The 20,951-nt window shown below is 59.5% G+C and carries 18 protein-coding genes, 1 tRNA gene and 1 pseudogene; 11 read left to right on the plus strand and 9 right to left on the minus strand.

The genetic code is table 11. The features are described 5' to 3' along the window. Nucleotides 1-32: 32 nt before the first annotated feature. Nucleotides 33-458 carry a tellurite resistance TerB family protein gene (locus ACVWXW_RS06110; RefSeq protein WP_457403199.1) on the minus strand — a complete coding sequence of 142 codons (426 nt, stop codon included), beginning with the start codon at nucleotides 456-458 and terminating at the stop codon, nucleotides 33-35. Nucleotides 459-707: 249 nt separating this feature from the next. Between ACVWXW_RS06110 and ACVWXW_RS06115 the strand changes: the two genes are divergently transcribed. Further along, nucleotides 708-1,835, plus strand: coding sequence for an iron-containing alcohol dehydrogenase family protein (locus tag ACVWXW_RS06115; protein WP_457403200.1), 1,128 nt, complete (start codon nucleotides 708-710; stop codon nucleotides 1,833-1,835). A gap of 24 nt (nucleotides 1,836-1,859) precedes the next feature. Here the strand turns inward: ACVWXW_RS06115 and ACVWXW_RS06120 are convergent, their stop codons facing one another. The 3 genes from ACVWXW_RS06120 to ACVWXW_RS06130 form a co-directional block, all read right to left on the minus strand. Then, nucleotides 1,860-2,801, minus strand: coding sequence for a DMT family transporter (locus tag ACVWXW_RS06120; RefSeq protein ID WP_238376852.1), 942 nt, complete (start codon nucleotides 2,799-2,801; stop codon nucleotides 1,860-1,862). 248 nt (nucleotides 2,802-3,049) lie between these two features. Continuing rightward, nucleotides 3,050-4,171 (minus strand): glycosyltransferase family 9 protein, encoded by a 1,122-nt coding sequence (locus ACVWXW_RS06125; protein ID WP_414424656.1) that lies wholly within the window; start codon nucleotides 4,169-4,171, stop codon nucleotides 3,050-3,052. A gap of 127 nt (nucleotides 4,172-4,298) precedes the next feature. Then, entirely contained in the window at nucleotides 4,299-5,147 is an 849-nt protein-coding gene (locus ACVWXW_RS06130; protein ID WP_414351624.1) for a hypothetical protein, read from the minus strand. Between the two features lie 412 nt (nucleotides 5,148-5,559). Between ACVWXW_RS06130 and ACVWXW_RS06135 the strand changes: the two genes are divergently transcribed. Beyond that, entirely contained in the window at nucleotides 5,560-6,840 is a 1,281-nt protein-coding gene (locus tag ACVWXW_RS06135) for a DUF4912 domain-containing protein (RefSeq protein ID WP_457403202.1), read from the plus strand. 102 nt (nucleotides 6,841-6,942) lie between these two features. Here the strand turns inward: ACVWXW_RS06135 and ACVWXW_RS06140 are convergent, their stop codons facing one another. Both ACVWXW_RS06140 and ACVWXW_RS06145 read right to left on the minus strand, forming a co-directional pair. Next, nucleotides 6,943-7,974 (minus strand): anthranilate phosphoribosyltransferase family protein, encoded by a 1,032-nt coding sequence (locus ACVWXW_RS06140; protein WP_457403203.1) that lies wholly within the window; start codon nucleotides 7,972-7,974, stop codon nucleotides 6,943-6,945. A gap of 108 nt (nucleotides 7,975-8,082) precedes the next feature. Beyond that, the gene (locus tag ACVWXW_RS06145; protein ID WP_457403205.1) at nucleotides 8,083-9,042 is read right to left on the minus strand and encodes a LysR family transcriptional regulator; all 960 of its coding nucleotides are present in this window, start codon (nucleotides 9,040-9,042) and stop codon (nucleotides 8,083-8,085) included. Nucleotides 9,043-9,169: 127 nt separating this feature from the next. On the opposite strand from ACVWXW_RS06145, the gene ACVWXW_RS06150 reads away from it, so the two are divergent. The 5 genes and pseudogenes from ACVWXW_RS06150 (at nucleotide 9,170) to ACVWXW_RS06170 (ending at nucleotide 12,413) form a co-directional block, all read left to right on the plus strand. Continuing rightward, nucleotides 9,170-10,321, plus strand: a complete 1,152-nt coding sequence (locus ACVWXW_RS06150; protein ID WP_457403207.1) for a serine hydrolase domain-containing protein — start codon at nucleotides 9,170-9,172, stop codon at nucleotides 10,319-10,321. 55 nt (nucleotides 10,322-10,376) lie between these two features. Continuing rightward, entirely contained in the window at nucleotides 10,377-10,814 is a 438-nt protein-coding gene (locus ACVWXW_RS06155) for an XdhC family protein (RefSeq protein WP_457403208.1), read from the plus strand. A gap of 70 nt (nucleotides 10,815-10,884) precedes the next feature. Then, a complete protein-coding gene (locus ACVWXW_RS06160) occupies nucleotides 10,885-12,150 on the plus strand; it encodes an RNA-guided endonuclease InsQ/TnpB family protein (protein ID WP_457403209.1) in 1,266 nt (421 codons plus the stop codon). Between the two features lie 6 nt (nucleotides 12,151-12,156). Further along, a pseudogene (locus tag ACVWXW_RS06165) lies at nucleotides 12,157-12,291 on the plus strand (XdhC family protein); the annotation flags it as partial. A gap of 48 nt (nucleotides 12,292-12,339) precedes the next feature. Then, nucleotides 12,340-12,413 (plus strand) — tRNA-Met (locus ACVWXW_RS06170). An 18-nt stretch (nucleotides 12,414-12,431) separates the two neighbouring features. On the opposite strand, the gene leuC is transcribed toward ACVWXW_RS06170, so the two are convergent. The 3 genes from leuC to ACVWXW_RS06185 form a co-directional block, all read right to left on the minus strand. Next, on the minus strand, nucleotides 12,432-13,835 hold the full coding sequence (gene leuC / locus ACVWXW_RS06175) for a 3-isopropylmalate dehydratase large subunit (RefSeq protein WP_457403210.1): 1,404 nt from the start codon (nucleotides 13,833-13,835) through the stop codon (nucleotides 12,432-12,434). 189 nt (nucleotides 13,836-14,024) lie between these two features. Continuing rightward, nucleotides 14,025-15,125 carry a polysaccharide deacetylase family protein gene (locus ACVWXW_RS06180; RefSeq protein WP_457403211.1) on the minus strand — a complete coding sequence of 367 codons (1,101 nt, stop codon included), beginning with the start codon at nucleotides 15,123-15,125 and terminating at the stop codon, nucleotides 14,025-14,027. Nucleotides 15,126-15,188: 63 nt separating this feature from the next. Then, nucleotides 15,189-16,220 (minus strand): NAD(P)/FAD-dependent oxidoreductase, encoded by a 1,032-nt coding sequence (locus ACVWXW_RS06185; protein ID WP_457403212.1) that lies wholly within the window; start codon nucleotides 16,218-16,220, stop codon nucleotides 15,189-15,191. A gap of 217 nt (nucleotides 16,221-16,437) precedes the next feature. On the opposite strand from ACVWXW_RS06185, the gene ACVWXW_RS06190 reads away from it, so the two are divergent. The 4 genes from ACVWXW_RS06190 (at nucleotide 16,438) to plsY (ending at nucleotide 20,916) form a co-directional block, all read left to right on the plus strand. Further along, nucleotides 16,438-17,403 carry an SPFH domain-containing protein gene (locus ACVWXW_RS06190; RefSeq protein WP_414409308.1) on the plus strand — a complete coding sequence of 322 codons (966 nt, stop codon included), beginning with the start codon at nucleotides 16,438-16,440 and terminating at the stop codon, nucleotides 17,401-17,403. A gap of 12 nt (nucleotides 17,404-17,415) precedes the next feature. Continuing rightward, on the plus strand, nucleotides 17,416-17,955 hold the full coding sequence (rimM, locus tag ACVWXW_RS06195; protein ID WP_457398395.1) for a ribosome maturation factor RimM: 540 nt from the start codon (nucleotides 17,416-17,418) through the stop codon (nucleotides 17,953-17,955). A 201-nt stretch (nucleotides 17,956-18,156) separates the two neighbouring features. After that, complete coding sequence (gyrB, locus tag ACVWXW_RS06200; RefSeq protein ID WP_457403213.1) at nucleotides 18,157-20,085, plus strand: DNA topoisomerase (ATP-hydrolyzing) subunit B; 1,929 nt, start codon at nucleotides 18,157-18,159, stop codon at nucleotides 20,083-20,085. Nucleotides 20,086-20,304: 219 nt separating this feature from the next. Continuing rightward, nucleotides 20,305-20,916, plus strand: a complete 612-nt coding sequence (plsY, locus tag ACVWXW_RS06205; RefSeq protein WP_041436109.1) for a glycerol-3-phosphate 1-O-acyltransferase PlsY — start codon at nucleotides 20,305-20,307, stop codon at nucleotides 20,914-20,916. The last annotated feature ends 35 nt before the right edge of the window (nucleotides 20,917-20,951 follow it).

The raw sequence follows: 20,951 nt of genomic DNA on the forward strand, positions 1-20,951 counted from the left end.
TATGAGAACCCTATTTTTCAGCTAAGAATTGATTAAGCAATGTCCCCCCTTACAGCCTTGACCAGGCGCCGGAAAAACTGCCCCACGCCCTTCACCAGATGGGGTGCCGATTCTGGGCGAGGCGGGATCCCTGCCATTAGGGTGTAGTAGTCATCCAAAAGGTCGTGCTCTTCCGGAGAAACGGCGTTGTCGGCCATCATCAGGTTGCCGATTGCCCCCAGAAGTTGTAGGCGCTCGGTTTCGGTGGCCTGGGCGAGATAATCGGCCATCCAGCGCTCCGTTTGCGCCATCGGAATGGGCTCTTGGATCAGCTCTCGCAGCTCGGCATCGTGCTCCAAACCATAGCGGCGCAGCAGGGATCCCAAGTAGGCCAATTCCTGGGGTTCCAAATGCCCATCGGCCCAAGCAGAGCCGGCCACAATTTTAAGCATGAGCTGATGTTGAGTTGTGGGGTTCATGGTGGGATCCCTTGCTGAGAACTGTTGTCGCTACGCGACACTTCTGCGAACGTGTCAGGGGGCCAGAGACCTTAGAGGCTGCAGAGTTGAGGGGATGAACAGCTTAACTATAGCCAGACCTTGGGTGAGCCATCTGCGTTCGCGCCAGCGGTGCGCAGCCCTTTTTTCGGCTAGGATCGTTATCTGTATTCACGGACACTGAGCTACCGCGATAGCGGGACGGAGTCCTTTTTCTCGCCCATTCTTGCAATGCTAAGCGCCTCTCCTTGCCAATTGGATCTTGCCATTCCGGCCCCAGGTCGGCTGTACCGCGGCAGCGGCATTCTGGAAGCTGTGCCCCTTGCGGTACTGGGATCCCGCGTGCTGGTGATCGGGGGGGAACGCTCCTTGGCTGTGGCTGAGTCCCCTCTGCAGCGCAATTTCGCGCGGGATCCCGCCCTCCAAGTTCACTGGACTACCTACGGGGTAGACTGCAGCGAGTCCGAGCTGGCGCGTTTGCAGGCGCTGGCCACGGCGGAATCGGTAACCGGCATCTTGGGGGTAGGCGGGGGCAAGGCTCTGGATACGGCCAAGCTGGTGGCCCACCGGCTGCGGATCCCCGTGGTTACCGTGCCCACCTCTGCTGCCACCTGTGCCGCCTGGAGCGCCCTATCCAATATCTACTCCGACAGCGGCGCTTTTCAGCAGGATGTGAGCCTGGATCGCGCCCCTGCTGCCCTGATCCTGGACTATGAGCTGATTCTGCAAGCTCCAGCGCGCACCCTAGTGGCTGGGATCGGAGATGCCTTGGCTAAGTGGTACGAGTCTTCCGTCAGCAGCGGCAGTTCAGAAGATGCCCTGGTGATTGGCGCTGTGCAGCAGGCCCGCGTCCTGCGGGATTTGCTCCTCCAGCAATCGGCGGCGGCCTTGAGGGAGCCGGGCGGAACCGCTTGGAAGCAGGTGGTGGATGCCTGCATCTGCCTGGCGGGGATCGTCGGCGGCATGGGTGGGGCCAAATGTCGGACGGTGGCTGCCCACGCTGTCCACAACGGGCTAACCCATTTGCTGGGGCATCGGGCCACTCTGCACGGAGAAAAAGTAGCCTTCGGTATCCTGGTGCAATTGCGCCTGGAGGAGATCTTGCAGGGAAGCCAGTTGGCGCTGGCAGCACGTACCCAGTTGCTGGAGTTCTACCGCCAGGTGGGGCTGCCCCTCAACTTGCGGGATCTCAAGCTAGGTCACTTGGGATCCGCCGACCTGCTGCATGCTGCCCAAGTGGCCTGCCAGCCAGGATCCGACATCCACCACCTGCCCTTCCCCGTCAGTCCAGAAGCCCTGTTGGTGGCCCTTACCACCACAGACCTGACCAGCTCCAGCCCTGTTCTCCCTCGGCTGTAAGTCCTGGCAGAGGATATCTGTCTGCTATCCAACTCCGCCGGTACGGGCCTGGGTCGGCATTGTGGGCAGGCGGGCTTCGCCGTAGGCTCCAGAGGTGGCGCCCACCAAGATCAAGGCTCCGCCCATCCAAGTCCACCCATCCGGGATCTCGGCAAACACCCAAAACCCGATTAGGCTGGCCCAGAGCAGACGGGAGAAATCCAGAGGCAGCAGCATCGTCACCTCAGCCAGCTTGTAGGCCTGGGCGAGGGCCACCTGGCCAATGCTGCCCAGCAGCCCCATGGCCACCATCCACAGCCACTGCTCAGGAGAAGGCCAGGTCCAAACCCAGACGGCAGCCAGAAAGGAAAGGGGGGTCTGCAGCAGGCCCATGTAGGCCGTAATCGTGAGGCTGGACTCGGTGCGGGAGAGGATCTTGAGCACGATGGTCACCCAGGCAAAGAGTGCTGCCGCCCCCAAGGCCAGCCCTGTTCCCAGAGAAAACTCTCGGAAGCCTGGCCTCAACATCACCAAAGCCCCGGCAAACCCCAGGCCCAATCCCAGCCAGCGGGACGAGCGCATCTGCTCGCCCAACACCCATACCGCCATCGTGCCGGCAAACAAAAGTTGAACAAAGCTCAGCGCCGTAGCTTCTGCCAGAGGCAACAGGCTGGCTGCCCAAAAGGAGAGCAACATCCCCACCGTGCTGATCGCCGAGCGCAGGAGGTAAAACTCCATCTTGGCGGTGTGCAGAGACTGGATCCCAGCCCGCAACACCAGCGGCGACAGGGCGAGAAACCCGAATAGGTTGCGCAAAAACACAATCTGAAAGGGGTGAAGGGCGGGAGTGTTGAGCCGGATGATCGCGCCTAAACAGGCAAAGCAAGCAGTGGCCAGCAGCTTCAGGGCAACTCCTTGCCAGAGCCTTATTTTTCCCCACTCTGCAAAGCGGCTCAGCTGGTGGCGATACCACATCTCCAAAGTCACAGCTCACACCCAAATGGTTTAGGCACTAAGTTTTCAGCCTTGAACTCTCAGCTTAAACGGACTTCCAGGGATTCGAACTGCGCCCCTGGGCACTCCTTGCTGCCCACCGGCCCCCCTGATTCCCAGGGGGAAAAAGATGGGGATCCCAAGACATGGCCATTTCAAGTAGCCATGAAACAACTCACCCCGTCGCTCCATAGCTCCCCTCTCTCTTTGGGAGAGGGGCTGGGGGTGAGGGCGTGGAACCTCTAGGTTTGCTTGAGAATCTCTTTCAAGTAGCCGATGACCGTTTCCGGCTTGAGATGGGCCATACAGGGATGACCCTCCACCAGGCAGGTTTCGTTTTTGAACTTGTTCTCTGCGCAGACCCGGCACTTGTAGGCGGTTTGGGTGAGGTAAACGTGGGGCAGACGAGGAGCCCACAGTCGCACCGGGCTGGCCCCATCCCCATCGGCATCGTTGCCAAACAGGGCAATGGTGGGACAGCCCACTGCCGCCGCGATGTGCATCGGCCCCGCATCCACGGAGATACACACCCGCGCCCGCTTCAGGGCCCCCGCCAGCTCCATGAGGCTGGTTTTGCCCCGCAGGTCAACCATTCCCGTTTGCGCCAGCAGTTCGTCTTCGCTGCTGCCGCCGTGGTAGAGGGATCGCTGCAGCTCCGGCGCGCTGCCGATTAGCCCCACCTGCAGGCCCTGGCCTTGGCACCACTGGATCACCTGCCGCCAGTACTCCAGAGGCCACATCTTGGCGCGGCGGGTAGTGGTGATGTGCACCAAAACCTCTGGCACCGGAAAATCGGGATCCCGGCTGGGTAGCTCCAGACGAAAAAAATCCGTCTCCACATAGGCCAGGCGGCAGAAGATCTCGGCAATGTAGTTGCTGGTGAGGATATCTTTGTAGCGCTGCAAAAACTCCAGGCTGTTCCAGTCGTCGTCTTGGAGCATGCGCTGCACCGGGTCGGAGCCGGGATCCAACTTGCGGCGAAAATCCAAGGTCAAACCGGCTCCGGCAATGTATTGAGGACGCAGCGCCGTCACCGCCACCAAGTTGAGCTCGCTAAACTCGTCGCAATTGATGGCCAAGTCGTAGGGGCCGGCCTGGGTCACCCGTTCTCGCACAGCAGCGGTTAGGGCCTCGAGGTAATCGGGGCGACGGCTGTAAAGAGGAAAGCTAAAGTCAATGTAGGGACAGTGAAGTTCAAAGTCGCGGGTAATCTCGCTGCCAAAAAAATCCAGCACACAGCCGGGGTATTTTTCCTTGAGGCCCCGCAACAGCGGGATGGTAACCACAAAATTGCCCACCTTGCTGGAGGAAAACACCGCCAGGTGGGGATGTTCCCGCAGAGGTTGGTTGGCAAACCGTTGCATAAGGCTGGGATCCCCAGGAAGATATCAACCCCGCTGGAGGTGGTGCGGGTGGTGCAGACAGAGCACTTTTGCTAGGCTAGCATTCCTCCGTCCTGTGCTTTGATGGCCATGCTGGGATTCCTGGGCCTCAGGGGAGACTGGCTTGGCTGCCATCCCAGATGACCACCACAGCAAAGCGATCCAGAAAGCCATCTGTCGCATTCATCTGGCGCAGACTAAAAGCATCTTCGGCGGAAATCACCAGGTCGTAGCCCAGGGTGCGGATGGCACGAATGCGGTGAGGCCGTTCCCCGATGCGGTTCACCAGTGAGCGGGCCTGCTCTTCCGAGGTGGCATAGGCAGCTGTGCCCTCGCTGCCCACAAAGGCCGCGTTGAGGTCTTGGCCAAGAGTAACGGGGGTATAGACTTGATTGCCATCGGGATCAAACAAGCGCATTGACTGGCTAGGCAAGAAATCCAAGCCTCGTGCATCCACAATCAACCCTGTCACTTGCGGTTCCCGCCGCTGGGATCCCGCCTCCAGACCCGTTCCGCCCCCTGGCCCTTGGCCTGTGCCCACCCCTGAGCCAGGGCTGGCTCCGCGCACCCCACTCTGGCCGCTGCCCGGCCCGATCACTTCCCCCTGCCGGGATCCAGAGCCACTGCCGCCAGGGCTGGTGCCGAACTGCCGCAACAGATCCAGATCGAAAACCGGGCCTTCTGCCACTTCTCCATGGCCGGGTTGGGCCGGCTGGACTTTTGGATCGGCTTGATCTGTTTGTGGGAGCGGAACAGAATCCTGGGTTACTGGACGCCAGGGCGTTGCTTCAGAAGCGGGCAGGGTAGGGGATCCCCCTTGCAAGCGGTAAAGGGGAGGAAACAGCGTTTGGGCATCCACAGCTTCCACCGGCAAGACCGGCCCCGCCAGCAGGATCCCCAGTGCTGCCCAGCTCCCTTGGATCCGTATGCCTTGAATCCTATACTTCCACCACCTCATGCCCACACCTCTTGGCCTCAAAACCTGCGGCCCGCTCGGCAACCGCTCATCCTCCCCCATGCTACCCAGGCAGGGCCGGTTCGGCAGGGGATCCCGCGCAGTCTTCCCCTTGGCTTGAGAGCAGCTGGGGCTCCTGGCCTCTCCCTAAAGGTGGGTCGGAGAACAAGAGATTGATCCCCAGCGATCCCCAGGGTCTTGACCGACAGGCAAAAATACGCAAACATGGGTTCATCATTCTTGATGATCCCCGTTGATCCCCACCTGTGGTCATCAGCGGCTGGAGAGCCCGAGGCAAGCCGATACATCAGCAGGTTCAAGGTTGTCCTCAGAACCACAAGCTGGGATCGGCCCATAGGACAAAAGCTGGAGCATTGCACGAAGCCCGATTTGTCGAAGACAGGAGACCCCGACCATGCCACAAGAGCGGATCCCGTTGGAAGAAATGACCATCCGGCAGTTGCGGGAAGAAGCTGCCCGCTATCAGATCCCCAAGTACAGCCGCATGACCAAAGACCAGCTGATTGAGGCCATTCGAGAGGCCCAAGTCAAAGCTGGCCGCCCTGTCGATGCCATGCCGGAGCCCAAGGGGCAAGAATCGGTCACCCAAACGAAGTTTAGGGGTCAAGAGGTTGCCGGCAAGACGGATCTGGCCGATGTGGACAAAGGGCTGGGGGATCTGCCGGAGGGCTATGGGGAAAGCCGCATCGTTTTGCTGCCGCGGGATCCCCAGTGGGCCTACGCCTATTGGGATGTGCCCAACGAGGCCAAGGAGAGCAAGCGCCGCGAGGGCGGCCAACAGTTGGCGCTGCGCCTCTACGATGTGACGGATATCGATTTCAGCTACCAGCCGGCCCACAGCATGCAGGAGTACCCCTGTGATGAGTTGGCGCGGGAGTGGTATTTGCCGATCCCGGTGAGCGATCGTTCCTACATTGTGGAAATTGGCTACCGGACGGCAGATGGCCGCTGGCTGATGTTGGCCCGCTCGGCGGCGGTGATGGTGCCGCCGGTCTTTCCCTCCGACTGGTTTGAAGAGCACTTCCTGACAGTGCCCTTCGACATGGCTCTGCAGGGCCGCACCCTTTACCAGCTCAGCGAGCCTTACAAGCGCAGCGCCACCGGCATGGGTGTGGTGGCCTACAAGGGCGATGAGCCGCAGCAAGGGGCCATGGTCGATCCCTTCCTAGAAATGGTGGGCGGCTTTGAGGCGATGCGGGTGGCGGGATCCCTGTTTGGCAGCCACCAGATGGGCAGCCGCCAATTGGTGCCCGAGCAGGCCATCAGCTCGTTTATCATCCCCTCGGGTGTGGGCATGATGGGGATGGCCATGGCCGAAGTGCCTGCTGCTCCTTGGATGGCTTCGGGATCCGGCTTGGGCCTGTTCTCGGGGGCTTCCGAAGTGCTGCCGCAGCGCTCTCGCAAGTTCTGGCTGGTGGCCGATGCCGAGCTGATTGTCTATGGGGCCACAGAGCCGGATGCCACCGTTACCATTGGCGGGCGCAAGATCCAGCTCAAGCCCGATGGCACCTTCCGCTTCCACATGGCTTTCCCAGACGGCAACATCGACTTCCCCATCTTTGCGGTGGCTGCCGATGGCGAGCAAAACCGGGAGATCCACATGACCTTCGACCGCCGCACCCTCTCCCGCCGCACCAACACCAAGGAGGAGGCCATCGAGGAGCTGTTGCCCTAAAGGATCCAACCTTCGGCTTCTCGCCCCCTGGAGCTGGCCGGGGGGCTTTTTTCCCTGGGCTGGAGAGCTTGACTCTAGTCATCGAAACAGGGGATCCCAGCCCTAGGAGAGGTCGATCACCTGGATCAGTTGTTTCAGCTTCTCCATCACCCGTCCGGAGCGAAGTAGGTCTTCCGCCTGTTGGATCCCTTCTGGCAAGGATGGAGCAAGCCCGAGGAGCCACAGATAGCTGCCCCCATTCCAGAGAACGGCTGGGGTGAGTTCACAGGAATCCCCGCTGAGCACCTGCTGCATCTGCCGGAGCAGCTCTTTCTCTCCGGAGAAGGGGATCTCCGGGCCTGCCAAGTGGCAATCTCTGGCCTTCAAGAGCAGCCGTTTGCCGCCCTGGTTGAGAATGGCCGCTCGCTCCCGTGGCAGGTCGCAACTGCCTTCCAGACCTTTGACGGTGGTGAATTGTCGAATCTCCCGCAGGGCAAACAGCTCCAGCATCGTGGCCTCGGTGGGAGGATGCACATAGCCGGCCACCAGGTGAAAGGGGCCTTGGTAGGGCGTCCAGACCAGTTCCAAGGTGGCCAAGGGGGGGCGCTTGCCGATTTGATCCCGGTAGTCCATCAGAGCCTGAGCCTGGGGAAAACAGGTGGGCAAATACAAAAATCCCAGCCCGGTTTGTTCCAGCAGTTGCCCCACCCGCTCCAGGGATAGCCCTCGCCAATCCACCCCCAAGCTCCGCCACACCGCTTCCAAGGGCAGCCCATACTTGGTGGGACAGAAGCCAGAGCCATGCAGCAAAACGGCTGACCCTGCCGCTGCCAGCAGCAAAGCCACCAGCACCCCCAGCGGTGCCGTCCGCGAGCGGCCATCGTAGGGATGGCCAAAGATGATCAAGGGATGAGGCAGATCCTGCCGGGGCAGAAGAGGGCCGTACTCTGCATAGGCATCCAACATACCGGCCAGCTCCTCGGCAGTGGGGCGCTTGATGCGGTGGGCAATTAAAAAAGCCCCGATCTGGGCGGGAGTGGCCTCCCCCCGCAGGAGCATTCGAGCAGCGCTGGCGGCCTCTGCCCGGCTGAGATCCTGGTGGGTGTGGGTGCCGCTGCCGATTTTTTTCAACAGCTCGCGAAACTCTTGGCTCATAGCATCGGCGGTCGGGAGCGCTGGGCTACTCAGGATAGGGGGAGATAAGGGCGGAACACTTGAAACTACCGATATGGGTATTTGACCAGAAATTTCTACAAAAGGTCTCTACAAAACCGACAACAGCCCAGCAGAGGGCCAATGGGGATCTGCGCCGGAAGCAGGCTCAACCTCAGACTGCCTGATAAGCTGGGCGGCCAACTGCAAAAACCGGCGAATGGGAGGGATCCGATAGCGATCGCTGGTGGTGACCATAACCACCTGTCGCCTCAATAGGGGGGGCTCGGTGGGTCGCACCTGCAAATCCGGATCGGCGCAGCAGTCCACCAGGGCCGACTCCGGCAGGAGGGCAATCAACTGCCCCTGTCGCACCACCCCCCGAAAGGCATCCAAGGTGTTCAGTTCCAGGGCTGCTCTCAGGGGAAGCCCCTGTCGGGCCAGATGGGATCCCACCAAGGAGCGCATGGCATAGCCATCTTTGAACACAGCCTGGGGATACTCCGCCAGCACCTTCCAGGGGATCCGCTCGTAGCGGCTGAGGGGATGGGTGGCGGGCATCAATACTTGAATTGGCTCCGAGTACAGTGGCTCCACCACCAGCTCTGCCCCCCGCGTCATCAGGGGATTCTCCATTACCAGGGCCACGTCCACCAGCCCATCCCTGAGCACCTTCAAGGCGCGGTCGCTGCCCAGAGCGGTAACCCGCAACTGCACCTCTGGGTACTCCCGGCAAAACTGTTGCAGCACCGGCGGCAGTTGATGGGCGATCAGCGAATGGATCCCAGCAATGCAGAGCTCGGTTTGCTGGCCCTGCAACCATTCTCGAATGCTTTCCTGAGCCCGCTGCCATTCTTGACAGATGCGACGGGCATGGGGCAAAAGCCGTTCCCCAGCTACGGTTAGAGCCACCGGGCTTTTGCGATGCAACAGCGGAGCCCCCACCGCTTCCTCCAGGGCCTGGATCTGGCGGCTAATGGCCGATTGGGTCAGACCGCTGAGGCGAGCAGCGGCCAAAAAGCTGCCCGTTTCCACCACGTTCAAAAAAGCTTGCAACAACTCCAGCCGCACCTGGGATCCCTTGATGATGTAGCCTGCCGTGGTGGCATCCTAGCTGGGGAAGCGGTAGGCTTTTGTAAACACCGTTACAAGTTGTTTGTTGGACTGGGGATCCTCAAGCCGGGAGGAGAGGAGGCAGATGGGCTGGGATCCGACCTTGCTGGAGGGGCTGCTCAACTCCGCCATTCCCCACCTTTTCCCCGCTGCCCAAGTGGCCATCCGCCACAAGGGAAGGTGTATTTACTCAAGGGCGGCAGGTTATCTCGACCCTGAGACCCGGCGCCAACCAACAACCTCGGCCACCCGTTTTGACCTGGCCTCGCTGACCAAGCTGTACACCGCCACCGCCTGCATGGCCCTGGTGGAAGCCGGAGCGTTGCTGTTGGATCAACCGGTGAGTCTCCTGTTGCCGGAGTTTCAGGGATCCCGCCCCATTGCCCCCTATGAAGATCCTCTGCAGCCGGGGAAATGGATTGCTGTGGAACCGGAATCCTTAGGCCAGCTTGTTGCAACAGAACAGGTGACGGTGCGACAGTTGCTGGCCCACACCGCCGGTTTGCCCGCCTGGCGACCCCTTTTTCGACAGCCCGATGCCGAATCTGCCCGGCACATGGCTTTGCACACCTTTTTGGCCTACAGACCAGGATCCCGCAGAGTCTACAGCGATCTTGGATTGATCCTGCTGGGGCTGGCTTTGGAACGTCTGAGCGGAACCCCTCTGGATCAGATCTTGTACGCCCGGATCTTGCGGCCTCTGGGCCTGAGCCAAACTCAGTTTTATCCGGGGGATCCTTTCGACCCACCCCCTGTCTCTGTCTCTTGTGCCCCCACCGAGCTGTGTCCTTGGCGAAAGCGCCGCCTGCAGGGGCAGGTTCACGACGAAAATGCCGCCCGCCTGGGCGGGATCGCCGGCCATGCCGGACTGTTTGCCACGGCAGAGGAAGTAGCTGCTTTCGGGGAGAGTTTTTTGACGGGATCCCTGTTGCAGCCGCAGACGGTGAGGGAAATGACCCGCGAGCAGTTGCCTCGGCAAGGGGATGCCCACCGCTGTCACGAGCGCCGGGGTTTGGGGTTTGCCTTGCGCTCCCCGGATCCCTTGGCCAGCAGCTACCCGTTCAGCCCCAGCGCCTTCGGCCACACCGGCTTCACCGGAACCTCTCTGTGGATCGATCCAGAGCGGGAGCTGGTGGTGGCGCTGCTCACCAACGCCGTCTACCACGGTCGGCGGGAGAACGGGTTCCAGGCTTTCCGGGTTGCCTTCCATCAGGCCATCCTAGAGGGGCTTTCTTGATCATTGAGTCCCTGACCGTTCCCGCTAGGGTGCCGTAGGCATAACCGAGGCTGAGGTGGACGAGACCTTTTACCGACAGTTGGCAGACATGCTCTCCCGCGGGCCGCTGGTGGTGGCCACGGTGGTCCGCACCCAGGGATCTGTGCCTCGCCAGGCGGGGGCAAAACTGGCCGTGGGATCTGATGGCACCCTGTTGGGCACCATTGGCGGTGGAGCTGCCGAAGCGGAAGTCATTGCCCGAGCGCAAACCCTTTTGCAGACCGCTGTTCCCGTTGGCGATGGGGAGTCCTCGCCGGCTGGGATGCAAGTTTCCCTTGACCTCAACAGCCCTCCCCTGGGCGTTTGCGGGGGACGGATGCACATTTGGCTACAGCGATGGCAGGGATCCCTTGCCCAAACATTGGCGGCCCAGATCCTCCAGGCTCTGACCCAAGGGCCAAGGGCTTGGCTGATCACCCCCCTCGATCCCCAGGGGTTCCCCTACCTCAGCTAGAAATCGCAGGAGCCCCGCACTGTACCCGTAGGGTCAGTGTCGGGAGGAATGCGGAAGTTACGATAGAACCATGACCCAAGTCCTGACCGTCTCCTGTAAGCTCAAGGTGTCCCAGTCGCAGGCCGCAAAGTTGGACGCGACCTTGGATGCCTTTGTGCAGGCGTTGAACTGGGTCAACCAAAACACGCCCGAGAAAGTCACCAACACCGTTAAACTTCAATCTCTGTGCTACCGCGAAATCCGTGCCCGGTTCGGCTTGTCCAGTAACTTGGCAAGGACTACGTCCCGCTTACGCGACCAGCAGGTCTGCAGACGGCTGGCCGGTGCCCGCAAGGTTGCCCGACAGAAAAACCGCCCCGTCAAAGCGTTGTCGCTACGCGACGCTAACGCGAACAAGGGGGGCTTCGCGACCTATGACGCTCGTATCTTTTCGTTCCGCGAGAAAGACTGGACGGTGTCGCTGACCACAGTGGAGGGTCGAGAGCGCTTTGAGCTGGCGATTGGCCGTTACCAGAGAGAACAGTTGGCGGGCTCCAATCCCAAATCAGCCACTCTGGTCAAGCGCAGAGACGGCTCCTACTACATCCAGATTTGCGTAGAGAAAAAACCACCCAAGCAACAAGATACCGACAAGGTGATCGGGGTGGATTTGGGAAGGATAGATATCGCTCATACCTCAGAGGGGAAGAACTGGAATGGACAGCAGTTGAACAGAGTCCGAGACCACTACTCCCGGTTGAGGGCGGCACTCCAACGCAAAGCCAGTAAGGGCACACGCAGTTCGCGGCGCAGATGCAGAGAACTGTTGCAACGGCTGTCTGGCAAGGAGAGACGCTTTCAGTCGCGTCAGCGTTGCGTAGCAAAAACGTGGGTCAATCATCGCATCTCCAAAGCTATTGTCTCTAGGGCAAAAGCCACAAACAGCGCTCTTGCTCTGGAAGACTTGACAGGGATTCGGGAAAGGGTCAATCAACAGCCACGCAGCAAAGCCGAACGGCGCAAGGCCAACAGTTGGGCGTTTTATCAACTCCGTCAATTTTTGGAGTACAAGGCTCTGCGTGCGGGGGTTGCTCTGATTCTTGTTCCGCCTGCCTACACGTCGCAGACCTGTCACAAGTGTTTGCACATCCATCCCGACCCTGCGCAATCCTATCGCAGTGGGAAGCAGTTCAAGTGTGGGCACTGTGGATGGGAAGGGGATGCGGACTGGAATGGGGCCAACATGATTGCCAAGCTTGGGGCTGTCGTAAACCAGCCTAGAGGCCCGTGGTTGGCTTGCCAACTGCAGGGCTACCGAAAGCCCGCCCTGTACTGCGAAGCAGTCAGGGCCGGGTAGTTTACTCGGCTCTTTGCCCCCATCGGTCTGGAGATCCACGCCGAAACCCCCGCCGAGATTGCCATCAGCATCACCGCCCAGCTCATCCAGGTGCGACGGGGATCCCCGAAGACAATACCCACACAAAAGGGCGAAACTTAGGCGTAGGCTTGCCGGTTGGCCCGAGAACAAGCTAGGCTAGAAAAGCGCCGCGGGGTAGAGCAGCCTGGTAGCTCGTCGGGCTCATAACCCGAAGGTCACTGGTTCAAATCCAGTCCCCGCTATGCCTGAGAGACGGTTGGTTAAAGCAGTGTCCGCACATCCACCACCTTGCCACTGACTGCCGCCGCTGCCACCATGGCCGGGCTCATGAGCAGGGTGCGCCCGCTGGGGGATCCCTGGCGGCCCTTGAAGTTGCGGTTGGAAGAAGAGGCGCTGATCTGGCGCCCCACCAACCGATCCGGGTTCATCGCCAAACACATGGAGCAACCGGGATCCCGCCACTCAAACCCTGCCGCCTCGAAGATCTCCCGCAAGCCCTCCTGTTCTGCTTCCTGCTTTACCCGTTCTGAGCCGGGCACCACAAACGCCTTCACCCCTGGGGCCACCCGCCGCCCCTTGGCAATCTTGGCTGCCTCCCGCAGGTCGCTCAAGCGGCCATTGGTGCAACTGCCGATGAAGCAGACATCCACCGGTGTCCCTACAATGGGATCCCCTGGCTGCAAGTCCATGTAGGCATAGGCCTCTTTGGCCAGTTCCCGCTCGCTTTCCGGCAGATCCTCGGGGGTAGGGATCCGCTCATCCACCCCAATACCTTGGCCGGGGGTGATCCCCCAAGTAACCGTCGGCGCAATATCTGCGGCCTGGAAGACCACCACATCGTCGTAGCGGGCATCGCCGTCGCTGGCCAGGCTTCTCCACCAGGCTACCGCCTCTTCCCAATCCGATCCCTGTGGGGCAAACTCTCGCCCCCGCAAATACTCAAAGGTCACCCCATCGGGGTTGACGTAGCCGCAGCGGGCCCCTCCCTCGATGGACATGTTGCAGAGGGTCATGCGCTCTTCCATGCTCATGGCTTCAATGGCGCTGCCCCCATACTCGTAGGCGTAGCCCACCCCGCCTTTGACCCCCAGCTTGCGGATGATATGCAGAATTACATCCTTAGCGTAAACTCCCGGCCCCAACTTGCCGTGGATCTCAATGCGGCGCACCTTGAGCTTGGACAAAGCCAAAGTTTGGGTGGCCAATACGTCTCGCACCTGGCTGGTGCCGATCCCAAAAGCAATGGCCCCAAAGGCCCCGTGGGTAGAGGTGTGGCTGTCCCCACAGGCAATGGTCATCCCCGGCAGAGTTAACCCCTGCTCCGGGGCAATCACATGCACGATCCCCTGCCGACCGGAGCCGCTGTTGTAGAAGCGGATGCCGTATTGCCGGCAATTGCGCTCCAATTCCTGGATCATCTCCTCTGCCAAGGGATCCGCAAAAGGCCGTGCCCGGTTGTCGGTGGGAATGATGTGATCCACGGTGGCCACCGTCCGCTCGGGAAACAGAACCGGCAGATGACGCTCCCGCAGCATGGCAAAAGCCTGCGGACTGGTCACCTCGTGAATTAAGTGCAGGCCGATGAACAACTGCGTCTGCCCAGAGGGCAAAATCCGCACCGTATGGGCATCCCACACCTTATCGAATAATGTCCTCTCGCTCATCTTCCTCGGCCCGCAGCCAAGTCCTGTAAACTTTCAATGTGCTACTTGGGGAAAAGCTTGTCAAGGCACAGGCCTCCGTTATCTCTGGGCAACGCTGCTGAGCTGAGCGAGATGCAGCCCTTCTTTGAACATCCCCAGCCGGCAAAGGCGGGTCGGAGTCCTCAAGCCAGAAAACCTGTTGCCAGCCCTTCAAACGGGATCCCTGAAGGCCGGCCAAGGCAAAAAGCGATAGCCCGCCTCTTGAATGGCAGCGACGATATCCGGCAGGGCCTCTGCAGTGTGGGGCCAGCGATCGTGCAGCAGCAAAACCAGGGGCCGCTCGGAAGCTTGGATCGCCGGCAACTGGGCTCGAATGCGCTCCAAAAGTTGGGCTGCACTTTGGCCGGCGTAGGCATCTTCTGCGCTCATGTTCCAGTAAAGAACGCGATACCCTGCCTGCTCCAGAGAGCGACGCAAAGCAGAATCTAGGCGAAAACCTCCCGGTGGGCGAACAACCAGTTGGGGATCCAAGTTCAACGCTTTGAGCAGTTGGGTTGTCTGATCCACCTCAGCATAAAACAGCTCGTTGCTTCCGTAGAGACGTTGATAATCGTGGGTAAAAGTGTGATTGGCTAGGGTGTGGTGATGGGCCTGGATCAATTGAGCCAATTCAGGAAATCGGGAAACGTGGGTGCCGATAACAAAGAAAGTGGCCGGGATTTGAAGATCATCCAAAACCTGTAAAAGTCGGGGGGTGGATTGGGGCCAGGGGCCATCATCAATGGTCAGAAAGGCAGAACGAGGCGGCACTTCCAGTAAAGGCCCCAGCATTTCTTCCAAGGGCAGTTGCAAAGGTTGGCTGTTTTCCGCCGGATCGAGAAAGTCGGGATCCGGGATCCAGCTATGCTGCAGAAACACCTCCACACGAGGGGGAGCAGGGGTAATCAACAGTCGCCCCGTCTGCTCATTTTGGTTGCCCCAGCTCAGCCGATAGGGCAGATCCGAAGCGACCTCGACGGTTGTTGTATGGGTAATGACTCCGTAGGGGATGTCGATCACATAATGCCCGTTCACCTCTTCTTGATGGATCCAGGCTGCCGAAGGAGCTGATAGATAAATGAGCAAATCTTGGGGATTGGCACCGCGCACCACCCGAATGCTTTCGATGGGGAGAATGAGGTTGTATTCCGAGGTGGCCGTCAGGTTCAGCTCAAAAAGAGGCTGGGCCTCTACCGTGCAGTAGTAGATCAGTCCAACCAGTAGGAAGGCTAGGCAAAATATCAACGCTTTCAACACTTTCAGAGAGTGCATGGAATGGCTTAATCCTTCGCAACCAATCATAGGACAGAAGCCACCCAAGCTCGATAGAGCCCATCAATTTAGTGAGGATCCGGAAGGCCCTGGGATCCCAGGTGGCGAGAGCAGGCGCTCTTCCCATTTACGTGCAGGTGAGGCCCGTCGGATGTCCCGCCAAATGGCTGTGGCAGCTAGGGTGCCATCGGCAACCGCAATCGCCACCTGGTTCAGGCCCTGCTTCAAATCGCCCAGCGCAAACAGCCGCGGATGGGCAGTGCGACACCACTCGTCGGTCAACAGGTTTTCCCCTTGCCATTTCAAGCCGGGGATCCCTTTCAAATAGGCATTGTGGTATCTGGCGCCCATCGCCACCAAGCCGGTAGTTGCTTCGATGTAAGTGCCATCTTCCAACTCCACACCCTGCAATTGATGGTTTTCTCCAAGAAAGCGGCGAATAGGAGATTCGTAGAGGGGGTAGCCATGATCCGCCAGTTTTTTGCGCATGTCGGGGCCGACCGAGCAGAGGCCGTGGGTCAACACCGAGATATAGGGTGTAAACCAGTTGAGGACAAAAGCTGTATTGATCCGATCTTCCGAATTGACGATCAACACTGACTTTTGATCCCGCATTTCATAGCCGTCGCAGATCATACAGACATGCAGTGAATAGCCGGCGTAGTCGTAAACATTCTGCATATCCGACAACTGAGGCAGCTCGTCCATAATGCCGGTTGCTGCAATCAGATATTTGCTCCGAAAAATGGGGTAGAGGCTGTTAACTTTTCCCACCTTGACCTTGACTGCAAAAAGGTCTCCCTCATCGGTGGCATCTTCCACGAAGCCGCGCAGGTAATCTACCCCTAAACTGAGGGCGTGCTCTGTTCCCTGTCGCAACAGCTCTCGTCCGGGAGTGGTCGGAGGCAATCCCAGATAATTGCGCAAATCCTGCATCCAAAAAGAGCGGCCTCTGCCCTTCTCCACCACCAGGCAACTCAATCCATAACGAGCCAGATAGATTGCCGCCGACAACCCCCCTGCTCCCCCTCCGGCCACGATCACGTCATAGATTTTGTTCAAAGCAACTTCTAGATTCCTGCTGCTCAGTTTCATGGACGGGATCCCCTCACGAGCTTTTTGCCGGGTGATCTCAGGTCGTTGGCTGCGGCCTGAAAAATCTTAAGAAACTCTATATGTTCCGAGGACTGCTTATCCTGCTGAGTCCACCACATTTCTGTTGAGGCGTGATCCAAGTGAAGGGAGCAGTCCCAACAACCGTCTAGCAACCGTCTAGAATGGGGACTGAACTCCCCCTTAGGAGAAAAGCCCTATGCCAGGTATCTTAGCGGCCATTGCCCTGATCTTTGTCGGCTACCTGTTCAACTCGGTCAAAATCATCAGCCAGGGGTATGAGGCATTGGTGGAGCGTTTGGGCAGGTTTCATCGCAAGCTGACCCCAGGATTGCACTTTATTCTTCCCCCTATCGATAGGATTGTGTTCCAGGAAACCATCCGCGAGAAGGTGTTGGATGTGCCTCCTCAGCAGTGCATCACCAGCGACAACGTCTCTTTGATGGCCGATGCGGTGGTCTACTGGCGCATCACCGACATGATCAAGGCCCGCTATGCGGTCGAGGATGTGCAGCGGGCTTTGATTAACCTGGTGCTGACGGCCTTGCGCGCCGAAATTGGCCGTATGGATTTGGATCAAACCTTTTCCTCCCGCGCCGAGATCAACGCTCGCCTTTTGACAGAGCTGGACGAGGCCACAGATCCCTGGGGGATCAAGATCACCCGCGTGGAAGTCAGGGACATTCAACCCTCCAAAACCGTGCAAGACTCGATGGAAAAACAAATGGCTGCCGAGCGGGAGAAGCGGGCCGCCATTCTGAAATCAGAAGGGGAGCAGCAGGCCAGCATCAACCAAGCGGCTGGGGCCGCCAAGGCGCAGCTATTGCGGGCAGAAGCGGAGAAACGGGAGCGGCTGCTGTTGGCTGAGGGCACGGCTGAAGCCATCAAGACCATCGCCGCCACTTTGCAAGAGAATCCAGAGGCAGCCAATGCGTTGCAATACCTGATGGCGCAAAACTATATCGACATGGGCCTCAAGGTGGGCAGCAGTCCCAGCGCCAAGGTGATCTTCATGGATCCCAATTCGATCCCTGGCACCCTGCAAGGGCTGCTCTCCATGGTGGACGTGGCCAAGGGTGGGGAAGGATCTCGCGCGGCGGCCTCTCAGAAGCTGCGTACCCCGGCTTCTTTCCCAACCGAAGTGGACTTTCCGCGGCTCGACTGAGTTTGACCGACCATGATGGCCCGGGATCCCGATTGGCTGCTGGTGGGACAGGTGGTGGCGGCCCACGGCTTGCGGGGCTGGCTGCGGGTTAGGTGCTGGTCGGATTTCCCAGAACGCCTCACAGAGCCCGGACCGCGCTGGCTGCAGCGGGATACGGATCCCGAGCCCCTGCTGCATTCCCTGATTGAGGGGCAGTTTTTCCCGGCTAAGGGTCTTTATTTGGTGCGACTGGAAGGGATCCCCAATCGAACGGTGGCTGAGACCTGGGTGGGGGCTAGGCTGCTGGTACCGGCTTCCCACCGCTTGCCCTTGCAGCCGGAAGAGTACCACTACCGCGATCTCATCGGCTTGACCGTCTATCGCCAGGGGGAGCTGCTGGGACAGGTTTCGGGGATTTTGGCAGCCGGCCAGGATGTGCTGGAGATAACAACCCCTGATCACCGGCAGGTGTTGATCCCCTTTGTGAAAGCCCTGGTGCCTGTCGTGGACTTGGAAAAAGGCGCACTGCACGTGCAGCCGCCGCCGGGGCTGGTGGAGAGCTTTCTGGGTTAGAGTTCGGCAAGACGGCCTGACTTCCGTACCTGCATCCCATCCTGAACTTGGCCCTCAGAAGCGTCTGTGTGGCCGTTCTAGCCTTTTGTGCTATCATGGGGACAGTTTTTTGATGATAAGCTGATTCCTGGCCTTTAAGGTCAATTTTTCTGGGTTTCTGTTGATCTTGGCCGGGAGCCTTCCTCGGGATTGGAGTTGGGAATGACGGAAAACTACGGTGCAGAGCAGATCCAAGTTTTGGAAGGCTTGGAGGCTGTGCGCAAGCGGCCTGGCATGTATATTGGCTCCACCGGGCCGAAGGGGTTGCACCATTTGGTGTACGAGGTGGTGGACAACTCTGTGGATGAGGCCCTGGCCGGCTATTGCAATGATATTCAGATCAGCCTGCATCCCGACGGCTCGGTATCCGTTTTGGACAATGGCCGCGGCATTCCGGTGGACATCCACCCCAAAACCGGGCAGTCGGCTCTGGTTACGGTGCTGACGGTGCTGCACGCGGGGGGCAAGTTTGGCGGTGGCGGCTACAAAGTCTCCGGTGGGCTGCACGGGGTGGGCGTGTCGGTGGTGAATGCCCTCTCCGAATGGGTGGAGGTGACGGTTTGGCGAGAGGGCAAGGTTTACTTTCAACGTTTCGAGCGCGGGGCGGTGGTGGGATCCCTGAAATCTGAACCCCAACCCAAGGGATCCAACCGGCGGGGTACAGAGGTGCGCTTCAAGCCGGATGGGCTGATCTTTCCCGAGCGAGAGTTTGACTATGCCGTATTGGCGGCCCGCTTTCGCGAGTTGGCCTACCTCAATGCCGGCTTGAAAATCACCTTCAGCGATCTGCGGCGGGATCCGCCTCACTGCGAAACCTATCAATATGCAGGCGGCATCAAGGAATATGTGGCCTTCATCAACCACGAAAAAACGCCCATCCACTCCGACATCATCTACATCCGAGGGGAGCGGGATGGTGTGGAGGTGGAAGTGGCCCTGCAGTGGTGCTCGGATGTGTACACCGACACTTTGATTGGCTTTGCCAACAACATCCGCACCAACGAAGGAGGCACCCACCTAGAGGGCCTGAAAACCTCTCTCACCCTCACCATCAACAGCCAAGCCCGCAAACTCAACAAGCTGAAAGATTCCGACAGCAACCTGGCCGGAGAAAATGTGCGCGAGGGGTTGACGGCCATCGTCTCGGTCAAGGTACCCAACCCCGAGTTTGAGGGGCAAACCAAAACCAAGTTGGGCAACACCGAGGTGCGGGGCATTGTGCAAACCCTCGTCTCCGAGGTGCTCACGGAGTACTTGGAATTCAACCCCAACGTGGCCAGGGGGATCGTCGATAAGGCCATCCAGTCCTTCAATGCTGCCGAGGCAGCCCGGCGGGCCAGAGAATTGGTGCGGCGCAAATCTGCCCTGGAATCTTCCACGCTGCCGGGGAAGTTGGCCGATTGCAGTTGCCGCGACCCGGCGGAGTCTGAGGTGTATTTGGTGGAAGGCGACTCTGCAGGCGGCAGCGCCAAACAAGGTCGGGATCGGCAGTTTCAGGCGGTGTTGCCCCTGCGCGGCAAGATTCTCAACATTGAAAAGGCAGATCCCGCCAAGATCTACAAAAACGCCGAAATTCAGGCCATGATCACAGCGCTGGGTTTGGGGGTGAAAGGGGATGAATTTGATCCCAGCCAACTGCGCTACCACCGCATCATCCTCATGACCGATGCTGACGTGGACGGCAGCCACATTCGCACCCTGTTGCTGACCTTTTTCTACCGCTATCAAAAGGCGCTTCTGGAACAGGGCTATGTCTATATCGCCTGTCCGCCGCTCTACAAAATCGAGTGGGGTCGCAACAATGTTCGCTACTGCTACAGCGACGCCGAGAAAGACCAAATCCTGCGGGGGCTGCCTGCCAACACCAAGTACACCATCCAACGGTTCAAGGGTCTGGGGGAAATGATGCCCGAACAACTCTGGGAGACCACCATGAACCCGGCAACGCGCACCCTCAAACAAATCACCATCGAAGATGCGGTGGAGGCGGATCGCATTTTCACCATCTTGATGGGAGATGCCGTTGGCCCCCGACGGGAGTTTATTGAGGCCCACAGTGCCCATTTGGATCTGGCGGCTCTCGATATTTAGCGACTCTCGATATTTAGCAACTCTCGATATTGGGTGGAGAGAACTCTGTCCCGCCTCTTCGGGGCCCACGGCAGGGGGAAAGTGCTCCGCACCGCTGGCGCGAACGTAACGGTGTTGCAGACGAGGCCGCAAACAGCCAAAAGCTCCTGGACGGGGCAAGATCCCAGTTGCAGCCCAGACCCTGTGGCAAAGTGAGGGAAGAGCGTTCCAGATCCTGCTATGCCTGCATTGCTTACGGCTCTTCTTGCGGTGCTGGGGGGCTATCTCCTGGGATCCATCCCGACCGGCTACTGGGTAGGCCGTTGGTGGGGAGGCATCGATATTCGCCAACAGGGATCCGGCTCTACCGGAGCGACCAATGTGTTGCGGACGTTGGGCAAGGGGCCCGCCCTGCTGGTGTTGCTGGTGGATGCTGCCAAGGGGGCAGCAGCAGTGGCTCTGGGATCGGCCTTGGGATCCGCGTGGTGGGTGGTTTTGGCGGCATTGTTCGCAGTGATCGGCCATAGCCGTTCCTGCTGGCTGGGCTTCAGGGGGGGCAAATCGGTGGCCACCAGCCTGGGGATCTTGTTGGCTATGGCTTGGCCGGTAGCCCTGACAACTTTCGGCGTCTGGCTGCTGGGGCTCGCCCTCACCCGCATCGTTTCCTTCAGCTCCCTGCTGGCGGCAGTGGCGGCTCCGGTGGTGATGTGGGCAACAGCTCAACCTTTGCCCTATTTGTTGTTTGCGTTGGCGGGCGGGGTGTATGTGATCGGTGCTCATCGGCGCAACATCGAGCGCCTACTGGCCGGGTCGGAGCCGCGCATTGGCCAAAAATGGACGCAATCTCCCTAATTTTCAAGGCACTGTGAAGCAGCTGTATTACTCCG

This window comes from Thermostichus sp. MS-CIW-30, assembly GCF_054058015.1.

What these genes read in the sequence shown, in the direction of transcription:
- rimM (WP_457398395.1), top strand. Translation starts at nt 17,416, where the DNA reads ATGATGGCCCGGGATCCCGATTGGCTGCTGGTGGGACAGGTGGTGGCG.
- ACVWXW_RS06135 (WP_457403202.1), top strand. Translation starts at nt 5,560, where the DNA reads ATGCCACAAGAGCGGATCCCGTTGGAAGAAATGACCATCCGGCAGTTG.
- ACVWXW_RS06110 (WP_457403199.1), bottom strand. Translation starts at nt 458, where the DNA reads ATGAACCCCACAACTCAACATCAGCTCATGCTTAAAATTGTGGCCGGC.
- ACVWXW_RS06160 (WP_457403209.1), top strand. Translation starts at nt 10,885, where the DNA reads ATGACCCAAGTCCTGACCGTCTCCTGTAAGCTCAAGGTGTCCCAGTCG.
- ACVWXW_RS06130 (WP_414351624.1), bottom strand. Translation starts at nt 5,147, where the DNA reads ATGAGGTGGTGGAAGTATAGGATTCAAGGCATACGGATCCAAGGGAGC.
- ACVWXW_RS06185 (WP_457403212.1), bottom strand. Translation starts at nt 16,220, where the DNA reads ATGAAACTGAGCAGCAGGAATCTAGAAGTTGCTTTGAACAAAATCTAT.
- ACVWXW_RS06140 (WP_457403203.1), bottom strand. Translation starts at nt 7,974, where the DNA reads ATGAGCCAAGAGTTTCGCGAGCTGTTGAAAAAAATCGGCAGCGGCACC.
- ACVWXW_RS06180 (WP_457403211.1), bottom strand. Translation starts at nt 15,125, where the DNA reads ATGCACTCTCTGAAAGTGTTGAAAGCGTTGATATTTTGCCTAGCCTTC.
- plsY (WP_041436109.1), top strand. Translation starts at nt 20,305, where the DNA reads ATGCCTGCATTGCTTACGGCTCTTCTTGCGGTGCTGGGGGGCTATCTC.
- ACVWXW_RS06115 (WP_457403200.1), top strand. Translation starts at nt 708, where the DNA reads ATGCTAAGCGCCTCTCCTTGCCAATTGGATCTTGCCATTCCGGCCCCA.
- ACVWXW_RS06150 (WP_457403207.1), top strand. Translation starts at nt 9,170, where the DNA reads ATGGGCTGGGATCCGACCTTGCTGGAGGGGCTGCTCAACTCCGCCATT.
- leuC (WP_457403210.1), bottom strand. Translation starts at nt 13,835, where the DNA reads ATGAGCGAGAGGACATTATTCGATAAGGTGTGGGATGCCCATACGGTG.
- ACVWXW_RS06190 (WP_414409308.1), top strand. Translation starts at nt 16,438, where the DNA reads ATGCCAGGTATCTTAGCGGCCATTGCCCTGATCTTTGTCGGCTACCTG.
- gyrB (WP_457403213.1), top strand. Translation starts at nt 18,157, where the DNA reads ATGACGGAAAACTACGGTGCAGAGCAGATCCAAGTTTTGGAAGGCTTG.
- ACVWXW_RS06125 (WP_414424656.1), bottom strand. Translation starts at nt 4,171, where the DNA reads ATGCAACGGTTTGCCAACCAACCTCTGCGGGAACATCCCCACCTGGCG.